16 protein-coding genes are annotated in these 16,889 nt (G+C 73.5%); 8 read left to right on the forward strand and 8 right to left on the reverse strand.

The annotated features are described in order from the left end of the window. Positions 1-187: 187 nt before the first annotated feature. The gene (locus KJS59_RS21410) at positions 188-898 is read right to left on the reverse strand and encodes a VOC family protein (protein ID WP_213454744.1); all 711 of its coding nucleotides are present in this window, start codon (positions 896-898) and stop codon (positions 188-190) included. Positions 899-1,095: 197 nt separating this feature from the next. Here KJS59_RS21410 and KJS59_RS21415 point away from each other — a divergent pair, with 197 nt between their 5' ends. Both KJS59_RS21415 and KJS59_RS21420 read left to right on the forward strand, forming a co-directional pair. Beyond that, the gene (locus KJS59_RS21415; protein ID WP_213454745.1) at positions 1,096-1,416 is read left to right on the forward strand and encodes a hypothetical protein; all 321 of its coding nucleotides are present in this window, start codon (positions 1,096-1,098) and stop codon (positions 1,414-1,416) included. 259 nt (positions 1,417-1,675) lie between these two features. Next, complete coding sequence (locus KJS59_RS21420; protein WP_213454746.1) at positions 1,676-2,803, forward strand: PP2C family protein-serine/threonine phosphatase; 1,128 nt, start codon at positions 1,676-1,678, stop codon at positions 2,801-2,803. Here the strand turns inward: KJS59_RS21420 and KJS59_RS31840 are convergent. Then, a complete protein-coding gene (locus KJS59_RS31840; protein ID WP_283775836.1) occupies positions 2,800-2,922 on the reverse strand; it encodes a hypothetical protein in 123 nt (40 codons plus the stop codon). The two genes, KJS59_RS21420 and KJS59_RS31840, sit on opposite strands and share 4 nt — an antisense overlap. 253 nt (positions 2,923-3,175) lie before the next feature. Between KJS59_RS31840 and KJS59_RS21425 the strand changes: the two genes are divergently transcribed. Together KJS59_RS21425 and KJS59_RS21430 are read left to right on the forward strand one after the other, a co-directional pair. Continuing rightward, positions 3,176-5,032: an acyl-CoA dehydrogenase gene (locus KJS59_RS21425; RefSeq protein ID WP_213454747.1), complete on the forward strand. Its 1,857-nt coding sequence runs from the start codon at positions 3,176-3,178 to the stop codon at positions 5,030-5,032. A gap of 110 nt (positions 5,033-5,142) precedes the next feature. After that, positions 5,143-5,424, forward strand: a complete 282-nt coding sequence (locus tag KJS59_RS21430) for a DUF6458 family protein (RefSeq protein ID WP_213454748.1) — start codon at positions 5,143-5,145, stop codon at positions 5,422-5,424. A gap of 15 nt (positions 5,425-5,439) precedes the next feature. Here KJS59_RS21430 and KJS59_RS21435 read toward each other — a convergent pair whose 3' ends face one another. Continuing rightward, a complete protein-coding gene (locus KJS59_RS21435; protein WP_213454749.1) occupies positions 5,440-5,949 on the reverse strand; it encodes a SixA phosphatase family protein in 510 nt (169 codons plus the stop codon). 125 nt (positions 5,950-6,074) lie between these two features. After that, a complete protein-coding gene (gene trhA / locus KJS59_RS21440; RefSeq protein ID WP_213454750.1) occupies positions 6,075-6,749 on the reverse strand; it encodes a PAQR family membrane homeostasis protein TrhA in 675 nt (224 codons plus the stop codon). A 68-nt stretch (positions 6,750-6,817) separates the two neighbouring features. On the opposite strand from trhA, the gene KJS59_RS21445 reads away from it, so the two are divergent. The 4 genes from KJS59_RS21445 (at position 6,818) to KJS59_RS21460 (ending at position 9,895) form a co-directional block, all read left to right on the forward strand. Next, entirely contained in the window at positions 6,818-7,432 is a 615-nt protein-coding gene (locus KJS59_RS21445) for a 5-oxoprolinase subunit B family protein (protein WP_213454751.1), read from the forward strand. Then, complete coding sequence (locus KJS59_RS21450; protein ID WP_213454752.1) at positions 7,330-8,283, forward strand: 5-oxoprolinase subunit C family protein; 954 nt, start codon at positions 7,330-7,332, stop codon at positions 8,281-8,283. The genes KJS59_RS21445 and KJS59_RS21450 overlap by 103 nt, the downstream gene beginning before the upstream one ends. Before the next feature lie 5 nt (positions 8,284-8,288). Then, a complete protein-coding gene (locus tag KJS59_RS21455) occupies positions 8,289-9,038 on the forward strand; it encodes a LamB/YcsF family protein (RefSeq protein ID WP_213454753.1) in 750 nt (249 codons plus the stop codon). A 113-nt stretch (positions 9,039-9,151) separates the two neighbouring features. Continuing rightward, positions 9,152-9,895: a GNAT family N-acetyltransferase gene (locus KJS59_RS21460; protein ID WP_213454754.1), complete on the forward strand. Its 744-nt coding sequence runs from the start codon at positions 9,152-9,154 to the stop codon at positions 9,893-9,895. Positions 9,896-9,922: 27 nt separating this feature from the next. On the opposite strand, the gene KJS59_RS21465 is transcribed toward KJS59_RS21460, so the two are convergent. From KJS59_RS21465 to KJS59_RS21480, 4 genes are all read right to left on the reverse strand, one after another. Further along, the gene (locus KJS59_RS21465) at positions 9,923-11,761 is read right to left on the reverse strand and encodes an NHL domain-containing thioredoxin family protein (protein WP_213454755.1); all 1,839 of its coding nucleotides are present in this window, start codon (positions 11,759-11,761) and stop codon (positions 9,923-9,925) included. A gap of 43 nt (positions 11,762-11,804) precedes the next feature. After that, positions 11,805-13,160 carry an MFS transporter gene (locus tag KJS59_RS21470; RefSeq protein ID WP_213454756.1) on the reverse strand — a complete coding sequence of 452 codons (1,356 nt, stop codon included), beginning with the start codon at positions 13,158-13,160 and terminating at the stop codon, positions 11,805-11,807. A 69-nt stretch (positions 13,161-13,229) separates the two neighbouring features. Then, positions 13,230-15,158, reverse strand: coding sequence for a hypothetical protein (locus KJS59_RS21475; RefSeq protein ID WP_213454757.1), 1,929 nt, complete (start codon positions 15,156-15,158; stop codon positions 13,230-13,232). Between the two features lie 1,517 nt (positions 15,159-16,675). Continuing rightward, the gene (locus tag KJS59_RS21480) at positions 16,676-16,822 is read right to left on the reverse strand and encodes a hypothetical protein (protein ID WP_213454758.1); all 147 of its coding nucleotides are present in this window, start codon (positions 16,820-16,822) and stop codon (positions 16,676-16,678) included. Between the last annotated feature and the right edge of the window lie 67 nt (positions 16,823-16,889).

Consider the following 16,889-nt stretch of genomic DNA (forward strand, 5'->3'; position numbering starts at 1 on the left):
CCTGGCCGTGAACTCCTCTTCCAGGGAGTCCGTGTCCGTCTCATCCGTCCACCAGCCTGGCCAGACGTCGACACCGGAAGGCGCGCTGAGATCACCTACACGCCTCGGGATCTGCGGCCGAGCTGCCTCTGACCCTGCCCAAATCCCTGCCGGGGCTTCCGGGGGAGCTGAAACAGGGCGTGGGTCATTAGTCCCAGCAGAGGCAGAAGGGCTTGCCGGCAGGGTCGGCGTAGACCCGCCAGTTCACCCCGCCCGAGGCCAGTGAGGTGGCGCCGAGCTTCAGCGCCGCCGCCTCGGCCGCGTCGATGTTGTCGACCGTGACGTCGAGATGGAACTGCTGCGGATACGCGGGGTCGGGCCACCGCGGCGCCTGGTACTCGGCGATCTGTTGGAACATCACCGGCTGTGCCCCGTCCTCGCCGATCATCGCCACGCCTTCGCCCTCGTACGTGACGGGCTTGCCGAGGAGTGTTGCGTAGAACGTGCTCAGGTTTTTGGCGTCGGGGCAGTCGAGCATCACGTCCGCGAGAGTGGTTTCCGGCGTTGCCGGGAACAGGCACAGGTCGAACGGGTGCCCGGCCGGGTCGGCCAGCGTGTGGAAGTTCTGGTTCTTGCGCAGCGGCTCGGCGCCCAGTTCGACCGCCTTCGCCGAGGCGGCGTCGAGGTCCGGCACGCGTAGGTCGAGGTGCGCCTGCTGCGGGTACGCCGGGTCGGGCCACCGCGGCGGTACGCGGTCGGGGCTGTGCTGGACGGCGATGCGCCACCCGTCCCGGGTTTCCATCGAGATCCAGTCGTCTTCGGTGGACCGCTCGGTCCGCCCGAGGAGGGCGGTGTAGAACGCGGCGATCCGTCGGACGTCGGGCGCGTCGAGCACCACCGCGCGCAACGTGCCGATCATCGCACGCTCCCTCCCGAGTCACCGCCCATCATGCTCGGGCTTGCCGCCCGGCCGGGAACATTTCGTCGAGTATCTGTGCGATCCACAACGGGTCGACGCGCCATGGGCGCCAGGATGCGGGCGAAGAGTTCGACGGGCAACGGCAGCGGCGGGGCGGAGGGGCGGTCCGGGGTATCGCCAGCCGATACTCTGCCGCCATGGCGTCGGTGGCTCCCGTTATGGATGTGGTGTTCGGCGTGGCCGGGCTGCTCTCCGCCGGTGTCGCCGTCGCCCTTGTCCTCGGCAGCCGCCGTCACCCGGGTGCCGCCGTCCCGTGGCGGGACCGGCTCATTCCCGCGCCGAGGCTGCTTTCCCTGGTGTTCGTGCTGCTTGCCGCCGCGTGGGTGGCGCTGTGCACGTCCCGGCTGGCGTTCGGGGTCGACAGCGGCGGGCAGCGGAGCGCGATCGTGCTCGCCTGGCTGCTGTTCGTGGCCGCCGCGCTCACCCACGTCAAGTGGCTGCGCCTGCGTCGGCCGTGATCGCCCCGGCTCCGGTTGGGTCCCCACGGCATCATCCGGTGACGCGTGCGACCGGGGGTCGGCCCGGTGGTAGGCGGCCTGCGAGCCGCGTCATCATCTTGATCGTGGACGCTCGGGCACAGCACGATGGTTGCGGGACCGGACGAAACAGGTCCGCCCGGAGGGCAGGATCGTCCGGCCGGCGTGACGTGGCGTCGGGCGGGACAAAACCCGCTCGGACGACGGGTCAAAACCGTTCAGTCGCGGCCGTCGATCAGGCATGCTGTTCCGCGTAGCCATGCGTGCCTTCGTCTCGGGTCGACGCCCGATGAGCTCCGGTTCCCGCGCCGGTCTTGGCGCGGCCGTCATGCTGCTTTCGCTCGTCTCCGTGGTGGAGTGGGCCGACGGCGCGCAGGCGAATTATCTGGGACTGGTGGCGGCCGCGCCGTTCCTCGCGGCGGCGTTCGCGTCGTGGACCGTGGTGCTGGGCGTGGGCGTGGCGTCGACCGCGATCAGCGTGGCGTTCGCCCTGAACGGGCCGCCGTTCCGGCTGGCGACGGCGGTGAACATCCTGGGCGTGGTGCTGGCCACCGGTATCGCGGCGGCGGTGGCGGCGGTGCGCAGCCGGCAGGCGGAGCGGATCGCGGAGTTATCGCGGCTGGCGTCGGTGGCGCAGCAGGCGGTGCTGCGGCCGTTAGGTCCGCGGATCGGGACGATGGCGATCGCCGGCCGGTACATCTCGGCGAGCGCGGCGGCGGACATCGGCGGGGACCTTTACGAGGCGCTGGACACCCCGTACGGTGTGCGGATCCTCATCGGCGACGTGCGCGGCAAGGGGCTGGACGCGGTCCGGCTGGGCAGCATCGTGCTCGGGTCGTACCGGCATGTGGCGTATGAGCGGGCGGACCTGCGCGCGATCGTGGGTGACCTGGACCGGGCGGTGGCGCGGTCGGTGGGCGAGGAGGATTTCGTCACGGCGGCGCTGGTGGAGGAGCGCGGCGGGACGCTGACGATCGTCAACTGCGGTCACCCGTCGCCGTTGCTGCTGCGGCGCGGTCAGGTGATCACGCTGGAGCCGCCGTCGCCGGCGCCGCCGCTGGGCTTCATGCCGGTGGTGCGGCCCCGGGTGGAGCGGTTGGAGCCGGGCGACCGGTTGCTGCTGTTCACGGACGGCCTGGGCGAGGCGCGCCGGGACGGCGAGTTCTTCCCGACCGCGGAGCGTGCCTGGCAGTTGCTGGGCCACGGGACCGTCGGGGACGGGCTGGCGTCGCTGGAGAGCGCCCTGGTGGAGTGGGTGCGCGGGCGGCTGGACGACGACATCGCGCTGGTGCTGATGGAGTACACCGGCACGCAGGCGGTCACCACGGCCGCGGTCCCGAGCTGGGAAGTCGGGACGAATGGCACCTAGCCGTTCACCTCGGCGGCCGCCGCCACGGGCGGTTCGGGTGCCGGTTGCGCGGCGCGGTGCCGCCCGACGTACCGGTGGTGCTGCTGCTGCCGGAGCAGAACGATCAGTCGATTGAGCATGGGGTTGCCTCCCCGGGCCGGCGCGCCCCCCGCTTGGGCGCGTTCACTGCGAGAAACGATCGCCAACACGGTCGGTCACGAAATGACCGGCGTGGCTGCTTGCAAATCGCCCGAATGGAGGTAAAGCGGCCCGCACCGCGGGCCCGTGACCGGCGCGCGGTCAAGATCCAACTTGCCGCTTCCTACCGGCCGGTAATACAGTGCAGGTTACCGACCGGTAACCACGCGGCGAGAAGCGGGGGCCAGCGCGATCATGAGTCACTACCGAAGCAACCTGCGGGACCTGGAGTTCAACCTCTTCGAGGTCTTCGGGGCCGATCGGGCGTTCGGCCACGAGCCGTACACCGAACTGGACGTGGACACGGCCCGCAGCATCCTCGCCGAGGTGGACCGCCTCGCCCGCGAGGATCTCGCCCCCAGCTTCGCGGCCGGCGACCGGAACCCGCCGGTGTTCGACCCGGCCACGCACTCGCTGACCATGCCGGACGAGTTCCGCAAGTCGTTCGACGCCTTCATGGCCGCCGAGTTCTGGCGGCTGGACCTGCCCGCGGCGCTCGGCGGCACGAACGCGCCCCGCGCGCTGTGGTGGTCGCTGGCCGACCTCGTGCTCGGCGCCAACGCGCCGGTCTGGATGTACGCCTCGGGCCCGTCCTTCGCACACACCCTCTACCTGGAGGGGACGCCGGAGCAGAAGGAGTGGGCCAGGCTGTTCGTCGAGAAGCAGTGGGCCTCGACGATGGTGCTGACCGAGCCGGACGCGGGCTCGGATGTCGGCGCCGGGCGCACCCGCGCCATCGCGCAGCCGGACGGCTCGTACCACATCGAGGGTGTGAAGCGGTTCATCACCTCCGGCGAGCACGACCTGAGCGAGAACATCATCCATTACGTGCTGGCCCGGCCGGTCGGCGTCGAGGGGGCGGGCGGCCCGGGCACCAAGGGCCTGTCGCTGTTCGTGGTGCCGAAGTTCCACTTCGACCCGAAGACCGGCGACCTGGGCGAGCGCAACGGCGTGTTCGCCACCAACGTCGAGCACAAGATGGGGCTGAAGGTCTCCACCACCTGCGAGCTGACGTTCGGCGAGCACGGCACCCCGGCCAAGGGCTGGCTGCTCGGGGACGTGCACGACGGCATCCGGCAGATGTTCCTGATCATCGAGTACGCCCGGATGATGGTCGGCACGAAGGCGATCGCCACCCTCTCGACCGGGTACCTGAACGCGCTCGAGTACGCGAAGAACCGGGTGCAGGGCGCGGACCTGCTGCGCCAGGGCGACAAGACGGCGCCCCGGGTCACGATCACCCACCACCCGGACGTCCGCCGCTCGCTGATGCTCCAGAAGGCGTACGCGGAGGGCCTGCGTGCCCTGGTCTGCTACACGGCGACCTGGCAGGACCGGATCAACATCGGGGCGGCGGCCGGCGACGAGGCGCAGGTCAAGCTCGCCAAGCGGGTCAACGACCTGCTGCTGCCGCTGATCAAGGGGTGCGGCTCGGAGCGGGCGTACGAACTGCTCGGCCACGAGTCGCTACAGACCTTCGGCGGCTCCGGCTTCCTCCAGGACTACCCGGTGGAGCAGTACGTCCGCGACTCGAAGATCGACACCCTCTACGAGGGGACCACCGCGATCCAGAGCCTCGACCTGTTCTTCCGGAAGATCGTGAAGGACGGCGGCGCGTCGCTGCTGACCGTGGCCGGCGAGATCCAGCAGTTCGTCGAGTCCGAGGGTGGCGACGGGGAACTCAAGGAGGAGCGGCTGGCGCTGGGCAAGGCGCTGGCCGAGGTCCAGAAGATGCTCGGCGTGCTGACCGGCTGGCTCGGCGAGGCGCAGGGCGGTGAGCCGCGGGCGCTGTACAAGGTGGGGCTGAACAGTCGCCGGCTGCTGCTGGCGCTGGGCGACCTGGTGGTCGGCTGGCTACTCCAGCGGCAGGCCGAGGTGGCGCTGCGGGCGCTGAACGGCGAGGTCTCCGCCGCCGACCGCGCCTTCTACACCGGCAAGGTGGCCGCCGCCCGGTTCTTCGCCCACGAGGTACTGCCCCGCATCGGCGCCGACCGGCGGATCGTCGAGTCCACCTCGCTGGACCTGATGGACCTGCCCGAAGAGGCGTTCTGAGTCCGGCGTGACGGGCGTGGCCGGCGGGGTGCCCCGTCGGCCGTGTCTCCGCGGATGCCTGCGAAGTGCCTCCTATCCGGTTAGCCTGGCTTTACCGGATAGGAGGTCGTATGGGCATAGGTGGCGGGATCTTTCTCATCGCGATCGGCGCGATCCTGGTCTGGGGAGTCCGGGCGGATCTCCGCGTGCTCGACCTGCACGTGATCGGCTGGGTGCTGATCCTGACCGGAATCCTGGTCCTTGCCCTCACCCTCTGGTTCTGGAACGACCGGCGGCGCCGCGGCCTGGTGACCGTGGTCGAGGAAACCAAGATCGCCCACGACCAGTCGGGCCGCCCGGTGCAGCCCGAGCCGCCCGACTCGTCGATCCCGCCCCCGCCCAGCGGCCCGTAGTCGCGGGCGGCGGCCTCAGCCGCGGGCGGTGTGCGAGGCGACCAGGCGCGCCGCCCCGGGCGTGCACTCCGCCCACGATCCGGTGACGCCGTGCACGGCGATGCCCGCCGTCCGCAGCCCGTCCGAATCCGCGGTGCCGTCCGGGTCCAGCAGCGTGGACAGCTGCGAGATGGCCGGGTTGTGGCCGACCAGCAGGATCGTCGCGACCGTCGCCGGCGCGGCCCGGACCAGGGCGAGCAGCCTTTCCGTCGCGCTCCCGTAGATCTCCCGCTGGTAGCGCACCTCGGGCGCCGCGCCGTCCACCGTGTCGGCGAACGCCACCGCCACCCCGTGCCAGGTCTGGCGGGTCCGCCGGGCGGGCGAGCAGAGAACGAGAGCCGGAAGGTACCCGCGCCGGGCAAGCCAGGCGCCGGCGGTGGTCGAGTCGGCGAGACCGCGGGCGGTCAGGGGACGGTCCTCATCGGGCAGGTTCGGCGCCTGCTCGGCCTTCGCGTGCCGCAGCAACACCAGCGAGCGGTCGGTCATGGGCACAAGCTTGCCTGATGGAGCGAAGTGACGCCTGGGTAAACCGTCAACGCCGGTGCCTCACGGGCGGCTTGGGGCCGGCGGCGCGGGTCGGCCGGCCCGTGCCCTGGGCTGCCGGCGGCCGGTCAGGCGAACAGTCCGAAGTAGATGGCCACGTGGTGGCAGAGCGCGGCGACCAGCGTGCAGGCGTGGAAGAACTCGTGGTGGCCGAAGATGGTCGGCCACGGATTCGGCCGGCGCAGCGCGTAGAAGACGGCGCCCACGCTGTAGGCCACGCCACCGATCAGCAGCAGCACCAGCGCCGCCACGCCGCCGCGGCGCAGGATGTCGGGGAGCACCGCGATCGCCACCCAGCCGAGCGCGATGTACAGCGGGGCGCCGAACCAGCGCGGCGCGTGCGGCCAGATCATCTTCAGCGCCACGCCGAGCATGGCGCCGCCCCAGACCACGCCCAGGATGACCCGCGCCCGGTCCGGCGGCAGCAGCAGCACCGAGAACGGGGTGTACGTGCCGGCGATGAAGACGAAAATCATCGAATGGTCCAGTCGCCGCATGACTTGGTAACCGCGCTCCGACCAGACCCGCCGGTGGTACAGCGCGCTGACCCCGAACAGCCCGCACACGGTCAGGCTGTAGATCGCGCAGCTCACCAGCGGGGCGATGCCCGGACGCGTCGCGGCCAGGGCACACAGGACGATGCCGGCCAGGCCGCCGGCGAAGAACGCGTAGGTGTGCAGCCAGCCGCGCAGCCGCGGTTTGCCGATGTCCACCGGCCGCAGCCGGGGTGCGGAGACGGTCACGCGATCAGGTTACGACACCGTAGGTTACCAGGAGGTAGTGAATCAAATCACGGGCCGGGAGCGGCCGGATGACCGGGCTGCGCCGCGCCGGCCCGTCCGGCCTGCTCATCGAGTGCGCCGACGGGGCCGCCGTCGAGTCCTGGCGCGCCGAACTGTGGCGCCGGCGCGAGGCCGGGCAGCTCGCCGCCGCCGAGATCGTGCCAGGCGCGCGCTCGGTGCTGATCGACGGCCTCGCCGACCCCGCCGCCACGGCCGTCGCCATCGCCGCCTGGCCGCCGCCGCCGGCCGCCGGGCCCGCGTCCGGCCCGCTCGTCGAGATCCCGGTCCGCTTCGACGGTGAGGATCTGCCCGCCGTGGCCGAGCTTTGGGCCATCCCGGTACCGGAGGCAGCGCGCCGCCTGTGCGCCACCGAACTACGCGTGGCGTTCTGTGGCTTCGCTCCCGGGTTCGCGTACCTCACGGGACTGCCGGCGCGGTGGGCGGTGCCCCGGCTCGACACCCCGCGGGCGAGGGTGCCGGCCGGTTCCGTCGCGCTCGCGGGCGAGTACGCCGGCATCTACCCGTCCGGGTCGCCGGGCGGATGGCGGCTGGTCGGCCGGACCGAGGTCACCCTGTTCGACCTGGACCGCGACCCGCCCGCGCTGCTCGCGCCCGGCACCCGGGTCCGGCTGGTGGAGCGGTGATCGAGGTCCGGCGCGCCGGCGCGCTCACCACCGTCCAGGACCTGGGCCGCCCCGGGTACGCGCACCTGGGCGTACCCCGGTCGGGCGCACTGGACCCACCCGCGCTCACGCTCGCGAACCGCCTCGTCGGCAACGCCCCGGGGGCTGCCGCCCTGGAGATCACCGCGACCGGCTGTGCGATCCGGTTGCGCCGCGCGGCGGCCGTCGCGGTCACCGGCGCGTACGCCGAAGTCCGGGTGGACGGTCGGGCGGCCCAGTTCGCGGCGCCCCTGTCGCTGCCGGCCGGCACCACTGTGGACGTCGGACCGGCGCGCGCGGGCGTCCGGTCCTACCTCGCCGTCGGCGGTGGGCTGGCGGTGGCGCCGGTGCTCGGATCGCGGTCCACCGACACGCTGTCCGGGCTCGGCCCGGCCCCCCTGCGGGACGGGGACGTGCTGCCCCTGGGTACGCCGGAGAGGTTCCCGGCGGCGGACTTCGCGCCGTGGCGTCCCCCCGCGGGCGACCTGCTGCTCGCGGTGCGGTTCGGCCCGCGCGCGGACTGGTTCACCGACGACGCCCGCGGCACGCTGCTCAGTACCGAGTACAAGATCAGCCCGATGAGCAACCGGGTCGGTGCCCGACTGTCCGGCGCCCGGCTGGGCCGGGCCCGGGGCGGTGAGTTGCCGAGCGAGGGGCTGGTGCTCGGCGCGGTGCAGGTACCGGCGGCGGGCGAGCCGCTGATCTTCCTGGCCGACCACCCCACCACCGGCGGGTACCCGGTGATCGCCGTGGTCGAGGACGTGACGCCGCTGGCCCAGGCCGGGCCGGGCACCGCGGTCCGGTTCCGGGAGGTCGGCGGGCCGGTACGGTGAGGGCGATGGATCTCAACGCGGACCTCGGCGAGGGCTTCGGCGCCTGGCGACTCGGCGACGACGAGGCGCTGCTCGACGTGGTGACCTCGGCCAACGTGGCCTGCGGCTTCCACGCCGGCGACCCGGGCACCATGCGGCGGGCGTGCCGGTGGGCGGCCGGGCGCGGGGTGGCGATCGGCGCCCAGGTCGGGTACCGCGACCTGGCCGGATTCGGCCGGCGCCGGATCGACTACGCGTTCGCCGATCTCCGCGACGACGTGCTGTACCAGCTCGCCGCGCTGGACGGCTTCTGCCGCGCGGCCGGCGTCGGCGTCGCGTACGTCAAGCCGCACGGGGCGCTCTACAACACCGCGTGCGTCGACGAGGGCCAGGCGGAGGCCGTGGTCGCCGCGATGGTTGACTACGACGCCCGCCTCCCCGTACTGACCCTGCCCGGTTCGGTCCTGGCGCGGGTGGCCGCGGAGGCCGGCCTGAGGGTGGTCGGCGAGGCGTTCGCGGACCGCGGGTACCGGAGCGACGGCCGGCTCGTGCCGCGGACCGAGCCCGGCGCGCTCATCACGGACGGCCCGACCGTGGCGGCCCGGGCGCTGCGCATGGCGGTGGACGGGACGGTCGAGGCCGCCGACGGGACGGTGCTGCGGTGCCGCGCCGAGTCGATCTGCCTGCACGGGGATACGGCGGGGGCGGTCGTGCTGGCCAGGGCGGTCAAGGCGGCCTTGACCGGTGCCGGCGTGTCCGTGGCCCCGTTCGTCTGAGCCCCCGCCCCGCCCCGCCATGGTCGATCTTGGAGGTGTGGTGCCCGTTTCGGTGCGATCGCCACCACAACTCCAAGATCGGCGGGGTCGGGCGGCTGGTTTAGCGTGTGGCTGTGATCGAGACTTCCCTCACCGACCGGGTTCGCGCCGCCCACGCGGACGCGTGGCAGGTGCACGGCGCGATCCGGGCCGGCGTCGCGGAACTGCCCGGCGTCCGGCTGATGGCCTCCGGCCTGCCGTTCGCGCAGTGGAACAGCGGCGACGTGCACGACGTCAGCGTCGCGTCCCCCGCCGACATGATCGACTGGTACGCCGCCCTCGGCGTGCCGTGGGGTCTGCGGGTACCGGCCGGCGCGCGGTGGCCGCACGGGAGATTCCTGTTCTACAAGCGCTGCATGGGGCTGCGCCCCGAGGCATTCGCGCCCGCCCCGGAGGTACCCGGCCTCACCATCCGCCCCACCCGCCCGGAAGACCTGGACACCGCGGCCGTCATCGACGCCGTCGCATTCGGCGACTCCGTGGCGGCCACCCGCGCCTGGATGGCCCCGGAAGTCACGTCCCCCCGGTGCCGACCGCTGCTCGCCGAGCTGGACGGGATTCCGGTGGGAGTCGTCACCGCGATCCGGTCCAGCGGTTGGGCCGGCGAGGCGGTGGGCATCTTCGGCGTCGGTGTCCTCGCCGAGTACCGCCGGCGCGGGATCGGAGCGGCCCTGACCGGCGCCGCCTGCGCCTGGGGCTTCGAGACGGGCGCCACCCTGGCCCACCTCAACCCCGACACCGAGAACGCCGGCCGCCTCTACACCCGCCTCGGCTTCACCGAGACCGGCGGCTTCGACATCTACATCGACCTGGCCTGAAGATCGCGCGTGGGCGGAGGGTGGGGTTCAGCGGTCGAGGCCGCGGAGGATGAGCGGGAGGCGGGCGGCGCCGTCCGGCCTGACGCGGACCGGGACGCCCCAGTCCTGGCGGGTGAGGTGACAGGCGGCGTGCTCGACGTCGGCGTCGCAGGTGGCGGCCTGCGCCACGACCTGGAGCACCCCGCCCTCGACCGCGCCGTTCAGCACCAGCCGGCGGGTCAGGTCCGTCGTGCTGCCGGACCCGTCGAGCAGCAGTTCCGGCGGGGACGCCGAGACCTCCAGCCGGGTGGACGGGCCGAACGACTCGTCGAGCTTCTGGCCGGGCGCCGGGGTGAAGATGACCTCCAGGCTCACCTCGCCGGGTGCCACGTCGGTGGGCGGGCGCTCGGTGCGGTGACGATCCCCGTCCACGACCGATTCGCCGAGGGCGCCCGGCGCCAGCCGGACCAGTCGATGCGCCGCCGACTCGACCACGACGACCGTGCCGTCCGCGGTCAACGCCACGTCGCTGGGCTCGGCGAGCCCGCTCTCCACGGTGGACACCTGCTCCTTCGCCGGGTCGAACCGGCGGACCGCCCCGTTGTACGTGTCCGCCACCAGCACCGACCCGTCGGGCAGCGCGCACACGCCCAGGGGGTGCTGGAGCAGCGCCTGGGCGGCGGGCCCGTCCACGTGCCCGAAGTCGAACAGCCCCTGACCGACGGCGGTGTGCAGGGCGCCGTCCTCGATCCAGCGCAGTGCCGACGTCTCGCTGTCCGCGACCCACAGCCGGCGCCCGTCGACGCCGGTCGACAGCCCGGACGGCTGAGCCATCCACACGTCCGGCAGCGGGCCGTCGCGCAGGGCCTCCACGGTGGTGCCGGCGTACACGCCGATCGTGCGCCTGATCGGGTCGAACCACCACAACTGGTGGATACCGGCCATCGCGATGATCACGCGGTCGTCGTACCAGGCCAGATCCCAGGGGGACGACAGGTCGGCGGCCCGCGCGTCGTGGGCGTGCGCGTCGACGGTCGACCGCCACGGGCGCCCGGTGCCGGCGACCGTGGTCACTTCGCCGGTGGCCAGGCGCACCCCGCGCAGCAGGTGGTTGACCGTGTCGGCGACGACCAGGTCGTACCCGGCCACCCCGGCGACCTGCGGCGGCAGCGGGCACAGCCCCTGCGGCTCGCTGAACTGGGCCGCCTCGGCGCTCCCGTCCGCCCGGCCACGGGTACCGGAGCCGATGCGTCGCACGGGGGTCTCCGCGTCCGCCGACAGTTCCACGATCGCGTGCCGGGCCGAATCCGACACCAGGAACCCGCCGCCCGGCAGCGCCACGGCCTTGCCCGGGAACCGCAGCGCCGTGGCCGGCTCGGCGGGCGGCACGTACGGCCCGCCGCCCCGGTGCAGCGTGCCCCTCGCCTCATGGGTGGCGATCAACTCGTCGAGCAGCCGGGCCAGCCCCTCGGCGTGCCCCTCGCCGGCCATCGACGCCACCACGTACCCCTCTGGGTCGATCACGGACAGCGTCGGCCAGGCCCTCGCCGCGTACTGGTTCCACATGCGCATCTCGGGGTCGTCCAGCACCGGATGCGTGACCCCGTACCGTTCGACCGCCGCCGCCAGCGCCGTCGCGTCCCGCTCGTGCTCGAACTTCGGCGAGTGCACGCCGATCACGACCAGCACGTCGCCGTACCGGTCCTCCAGCGGGCGCAACTCGTCCAGCACGTGCAGGCAGTTGACGCAGCAGAAGGTCCAGAAATCGAGCAAAACGATCTTGCCGCGCAGGTCGGCCAGCGTCAGCTCCCGCCCGCCGGTGTTGAGCCAACCGCGCCCCCGCAGTTCCGGAGCGCGGACGCGGGCGGTCGGACGAGGCGCAGTCATGCGTCCCATCCTGCCGGATGACGCCGTTGGCGCCCGCGACCGGCTACACCCGGACCGGCTCGCCCTCGGCGTCGGTCGGTTCGCCCGCGCGGGCGTCTGTGTCACCGGCGCCGGCGTGCCCGCTGTCCTCCGCCGTGGTACCAGCCGCCGGCACGCGGCCGTCCTGTTCCGGGGTGAGCAGGCGGTGCAGGCTGAGCGCGAGCAGCGTGGCGAGCAGGGACCCGCCGACCACGAGCGCCACCCACAGGCCGCTCCGGCCCGCGCCGATCAGCGGGCCCGCGGTCACCGGACCCACCACGCCGCTGACGCCTAAGATCATCGAGCTGACGGCGTTGTACCGGCCGCGCAACTCGTCGGTGGCGAGCCCGTTGACCAGGGCCGGGAAGACCGGGGAGAGCAGCGTCTCGCCGATCGCGAAAATGGCGGAGCACAGGATGACGCCGCCCGCGGACAGCACCGCGCTGGAGCCGTCGATCACGCCCGAGGCGCCCAGCACCAGCCAGGACGCCGCGAAGATGCCGCCGACCATGGCCAGCGCGCGGGTGCGACTGCGCCCCTCGAGGCTGCGGATCACCAGGAGTTGGGCCACCACGATGGTCACGGTGTTCGCCGCCAGCGCCCAGGCGACGATCCTCGGGCTCACGCCCACCACCCGGGTCGCGAACGCCGCGAAGCCGACCTCGATCTGCGCGTACCCGCAGGTGGTGAGCACCAGGCCGAAGATCACGAGGCGGCGGAACTGGCGGTGTCGCAGGACCGTGAGATAGCCGCCGCGCCCGTGGCCCGCTGCGGCCCCGCCGGACGCGCCCGCCGCGATCCGGCGGCCGACCGCGGGCATGCTCATCAGGATCAGCGCCGGGGCGAGGTAGGTGCACGCGTCCAGCAGGTAGATGAGCTGGAAGGTGCCCGGGCGGGCCACGTCCACGACCGCGCCGGAGATCACGCCGCCGGTGCCGATACCCAGGTTGAGCAGGGCGAACTGGAGCCCGAAGACGCGCTGGCGCTCCCCCTCGCCGGTGAGGGAGGCGAGGATCGTGGCCTGCCCGGACCACAGTGCCGAGGCACCCGCCGCCGCCACCGTGAGCACCGCGAACAGCGCGAGCGGGCGCTCCGCCAGGGCCAGCGAGCCGGTGCCGGCCGCCTCGATCAGGAAGCAGGGCAGCACGATCCGCCGGGCGCCGTACCGGTCGATCAGCGTGCCGCCGATCGGGGACAGCGCCAGCGTCACCACCCCGAACCAGCCGATGGCCACGCCGGCCAGGCCGTCGGAGAGGCCGCGCACGTTGGTCAGGTAGATGAACAGGAACGGGAGCGTCAGCCCCCGCCCGATAGCGGACAGTAGCGTGCCGACCAGCAGACGACGGGCTTCGGGGCGGCTGGGCAACACTGCGCGCAACATGGGCGAAGCATTGCCGCGGGGTACGACAGTTCGCGACCGAATGTGCTCAGGCCGGCGCTGTGTGCCCGGTCACTTCCCGGCCGGGTTCAGGCACAGCACCTGCTCGCGACCCTTGCTCGCGGGCACGATCACGTGCGGCTGGGTGGGATCGGCGCACTGGTTCACCTGGTCCACCTTCTGCACGATCGTGAACGCCCCGGACTCGCCGCAGTCGGCCTTCACCGCCTGGTCGCCCGCCTTGCGGACGCAGGAGTTCACGTCGAAGGTGGGCGTGCCGGGCCGGGTCGCGACCCAGGTGATCCCGAACGCCACGACCAGCAGCAGCGCGGCGGCGCCCACGATACCGAGGATCGCCAGCGGCAGCCGTACGTTCTTCGGCGGGGGCGTCGGGTCCGGGCTCGGTTGGGCGCTGGTGGGCGCCCCGGTGGTGAAGGCGTTGAAGCGCTCCTGCTCGGCCGCGTCCGGCGCTGCCGTACGTGCCGCCCCGTACGTGCCGCCGCCCGCCGCTGGCGACGGGGAGGCGGGTGCGGCGGCTCCGTACATGCCACCGGCCACCGGCGATGGAGGGGAGGCCGGTGCGGCAGCTCCGTACATGGCGCCGGCAGCCGGCGACGGAGTGGAGCCGGGTGCTCCGTACATGGCGCCGGCGGCGGGTGACGGAGAGGAGGCTGGCGCGGCCGCTCCATACATGCCACCGGGTGGCGAGGGCGTGGCGGGTGCGGCGGGTGCGGCGGCTCCGTACCTGCCACCGGTGGCGGGCTGCCCTTCCGGTCGTACACCGACCTGGACCTGCGTGTAGCCCGGCGGGGCGGAATTCTGCGGCGGCGCGCCGTAGATGCTGGGCGCGCCGTCGTCGGGCGGCACGGCCGCGGAGCGGCCGTAGACGCGGGGCTCCGCGGGCCCCGACGCGGTCGGGACGGGCTGGTCCGGCGGCGGGGTGACCCGGTTGACCACCGGGACGCTCGCGGACGCGGCGACTGCCCGGCCGGTCGCGCGCGGGGGCGTGCCGGTGGCGCCCGCGGCACCGTTCGGGGCCGCGCCGCCCGCGGGCTGACCCGGCGTCGGGGCTGCCTGCGGGTCGTACCCCGGGGCCGGCACGCCGTAGGTGCCGGTGGTCGGCGGTGTGGTGTCTCCGCCGGGCACGCTCACGCCGGCCGGCGCGGTGCCATACCCGCCAGGGATCTGCGGCGGCGTGTTCGCGGGCCCACTGGCGCCCTCGGTCGCGGTGCCGGAAAGGGCCGAGCCGTAGGCGTCGACGGCCCGCACGCTGGCACCCTGGGGCGCGGCGGGAGCGGAGTCGTACGTGCTCGACCCATAGGCGGCGGGAACGTAGGTGCCGGCGCTCGGCACGGCGCCGTACGCGGCACCGCCCGCCGCCGCGTCGCTGGCCGGAGGGGCGCTCGACGTGGCGAAGCCGTAGACACCGCCCGGGTCGCTGCCGGGAGGGGCGCTCGGCGTGGCGAAGCCGTAGACACCGGCCGGGTCGTGGGCGCCCGGCGCCGGGCTGTTGGAGCTTGGGACGCCGGCCGGCGGGCTCCAAGGAATACCGGGTACCGCCGTGCTGCCCGCCGCCGCACCTGACGTCGGAGCGCCTGATGTGGGCGCGCCGGACGTCGGGGCGCCGGCAGACGGGAAGCCGGTGTCGGGTGCGCCGGATACCGGCCCGCCCGAGGGCGTGGAGAAGTCCGTGCCGGGGCCGCCGGACGTGGGGGCGCCCGCCGTGAAGGCGCCGGACGAGGAGAAGTCGGAAGGGGTGCCCGGGGTGGAGCAGGTCGGGGTACCGGAACTCTGGCCGTAGGCACCGGGACCGCCCGAGGTCGGAACGCCCGTGGGTGAGCCGTAGGTCGCCTGCCCCGCCTCCGCGCTGTCGTAGCCGGCGCCGTAGCCGCTCTCCGCGGCGCCGTAGCCGCTCCCCGAGGAGGCGTGGCTGCCCGACGAGGTGCCGTAAGCGCCCTCGGCCGTGCCGTAGGTACCGTCGGCCGTGCCGTAGCCGGCCACCGCCGACGGGTCGGCCGGCGATGAGGAAGTCGCTGGCGACGAGAAGTCGGTTGACGACGAGGCGCCGGCCGAGGACGAGCCGGCAGACGACGAAGAGTCGGCGGGGTACGAAGAGCCGGCTGGTGAGGAGCCGAAGCCACCGGACTGGGCGTCGTTCGCCGGCCAGGCGTTCGGCTCCCCGGACGCGTGGTACGAACCGGCAGCCCACCCCGTCGACTCGCCACCGGTCTGAGCCGCGCCACCCGCCTCCGCGTAGGGGCCGCCACTCGCGCCCGACGTGGGCGCCCCCGCCGGGGAGCCGAAAGCGCCCGACGTGGATGCCGCCGCCGGGGAGCCGAAAGCGCCCGACGTGGATGCCGCCGCCGGGGAGCCGAATGCGCCGGACGTCGGCGTAGCGGCCGGTGAGCCGAATGCGCCGGACGGCTCCGGGGCGGGCGCCCACCCGACGCCGGCCGACTCCTCCGCCGGTGCGCCCCACTGAAGCTCGGCGCTCGACCGATCGGCGCTCGACGCCGTTACGCTCGATGGCTCAACGCTCGACCGGGGAGCGGGAATCTGCGCGGATGACGTGGACGAAGCCGGCGTGAAGCCGGGGAACGAGGTGGTGTTCTCGAGGTTGGGGATGGGCGGGACCGCCGGGATTCCCGTGCGAGTGCCCGTGCCGGACCCGCTACTGTCCGCGAACCCCGACGTGGACTCCGCCGGCGAGGCGACGGAGGCGCGGGCGTACCCGGGGGGCGGCTCGTACGGCGCGCGCGGCTGGGGGAGCGGGGGGGCCGCGGAGCCACCCTCCTCATAGGAGCTTCCGGAGCCGCCGTAGGTGCTGCTGGACGGTGGTTCCTGTGTCGGTATGGCCGGCGCGGAGTAGGCGGCCGGTGGCGGTGGGTAGGCGGCTGGCGGCGACGCCGGGTCGGTACCCAGGGAGCCGGAGGCCGACGCGCCGGCACCCGAGCCGAAGTCGTACTCCCCGGGCTCGGACAGACCGAACACACCGGATGACGCGTACGCCGGGCGCTCGCCGGGCTCCGAGGGAAAGCCGGGCTCCGGGGGGAAATCGGAGCCGTAGGCGACGGGAGCGCCGTGGACGGGTCCGTTCGGGGCTGTACCGTCCGCCTCGCGGCCGTCCGGGCGCCGGCTATCGGACGTCATCTTGTGCTCCTTTGTCACCTCGTCGACTCCGGCGACGACCCGGTGGGCCGCGGAGGCGGCGACCCGGTGGGCCGCGGCGGCGCGGGGGCTGCGCCGGCCGGGGGCCGTGGTAGTCCGCCGCCCCTGCGGGTGCGACCCGGTGGCCGGTGATGCGCACCGAGGGATGACGACCGTGCCCAACCGTACCGGTCCGGACCCGGACCCGGTACTCCGGACTCCGCGCCGCACGGTCAGAACCGTGCCAACTGGACGGTGGTTGCGGGCGCGGATCCAGCGTGGGCGGCAAAGCAACGACCCGGCGGGGTCAGTACCCGCCGGGTCGATGGGAGGGGGTGCGCTTCGAGTCGCCGGCGCCGGCGTGGCCGGAATCAGAAGCGCGGGATGTAGTAGCGGTCCGCGATGGACAGGATCTCCTCGCGGAGGGCCGGCGTGTTGGCCGAGTTCAGGGCGCGCTCGATGGCGCGGGTGCGGCGGGCGGCCTCGCGGCGACTGCGGTAGCGGTTCAGCATGTTCATTGTTCATCCCCCGGATGCCAGAGTGGTTCGATGACTATTGAACCACCCGACCCGCGCCGCGGACAAA

The organism is Rhizomonospora bruguierae (genome assembly GCF_018397995.1).
Lineage (GTDB): Bacteria > Actinomycetota > Actinomycetes > Mycobacteriales > Micromonosporaceae > Rhizomonospora > Rhizomonospora bruguierae.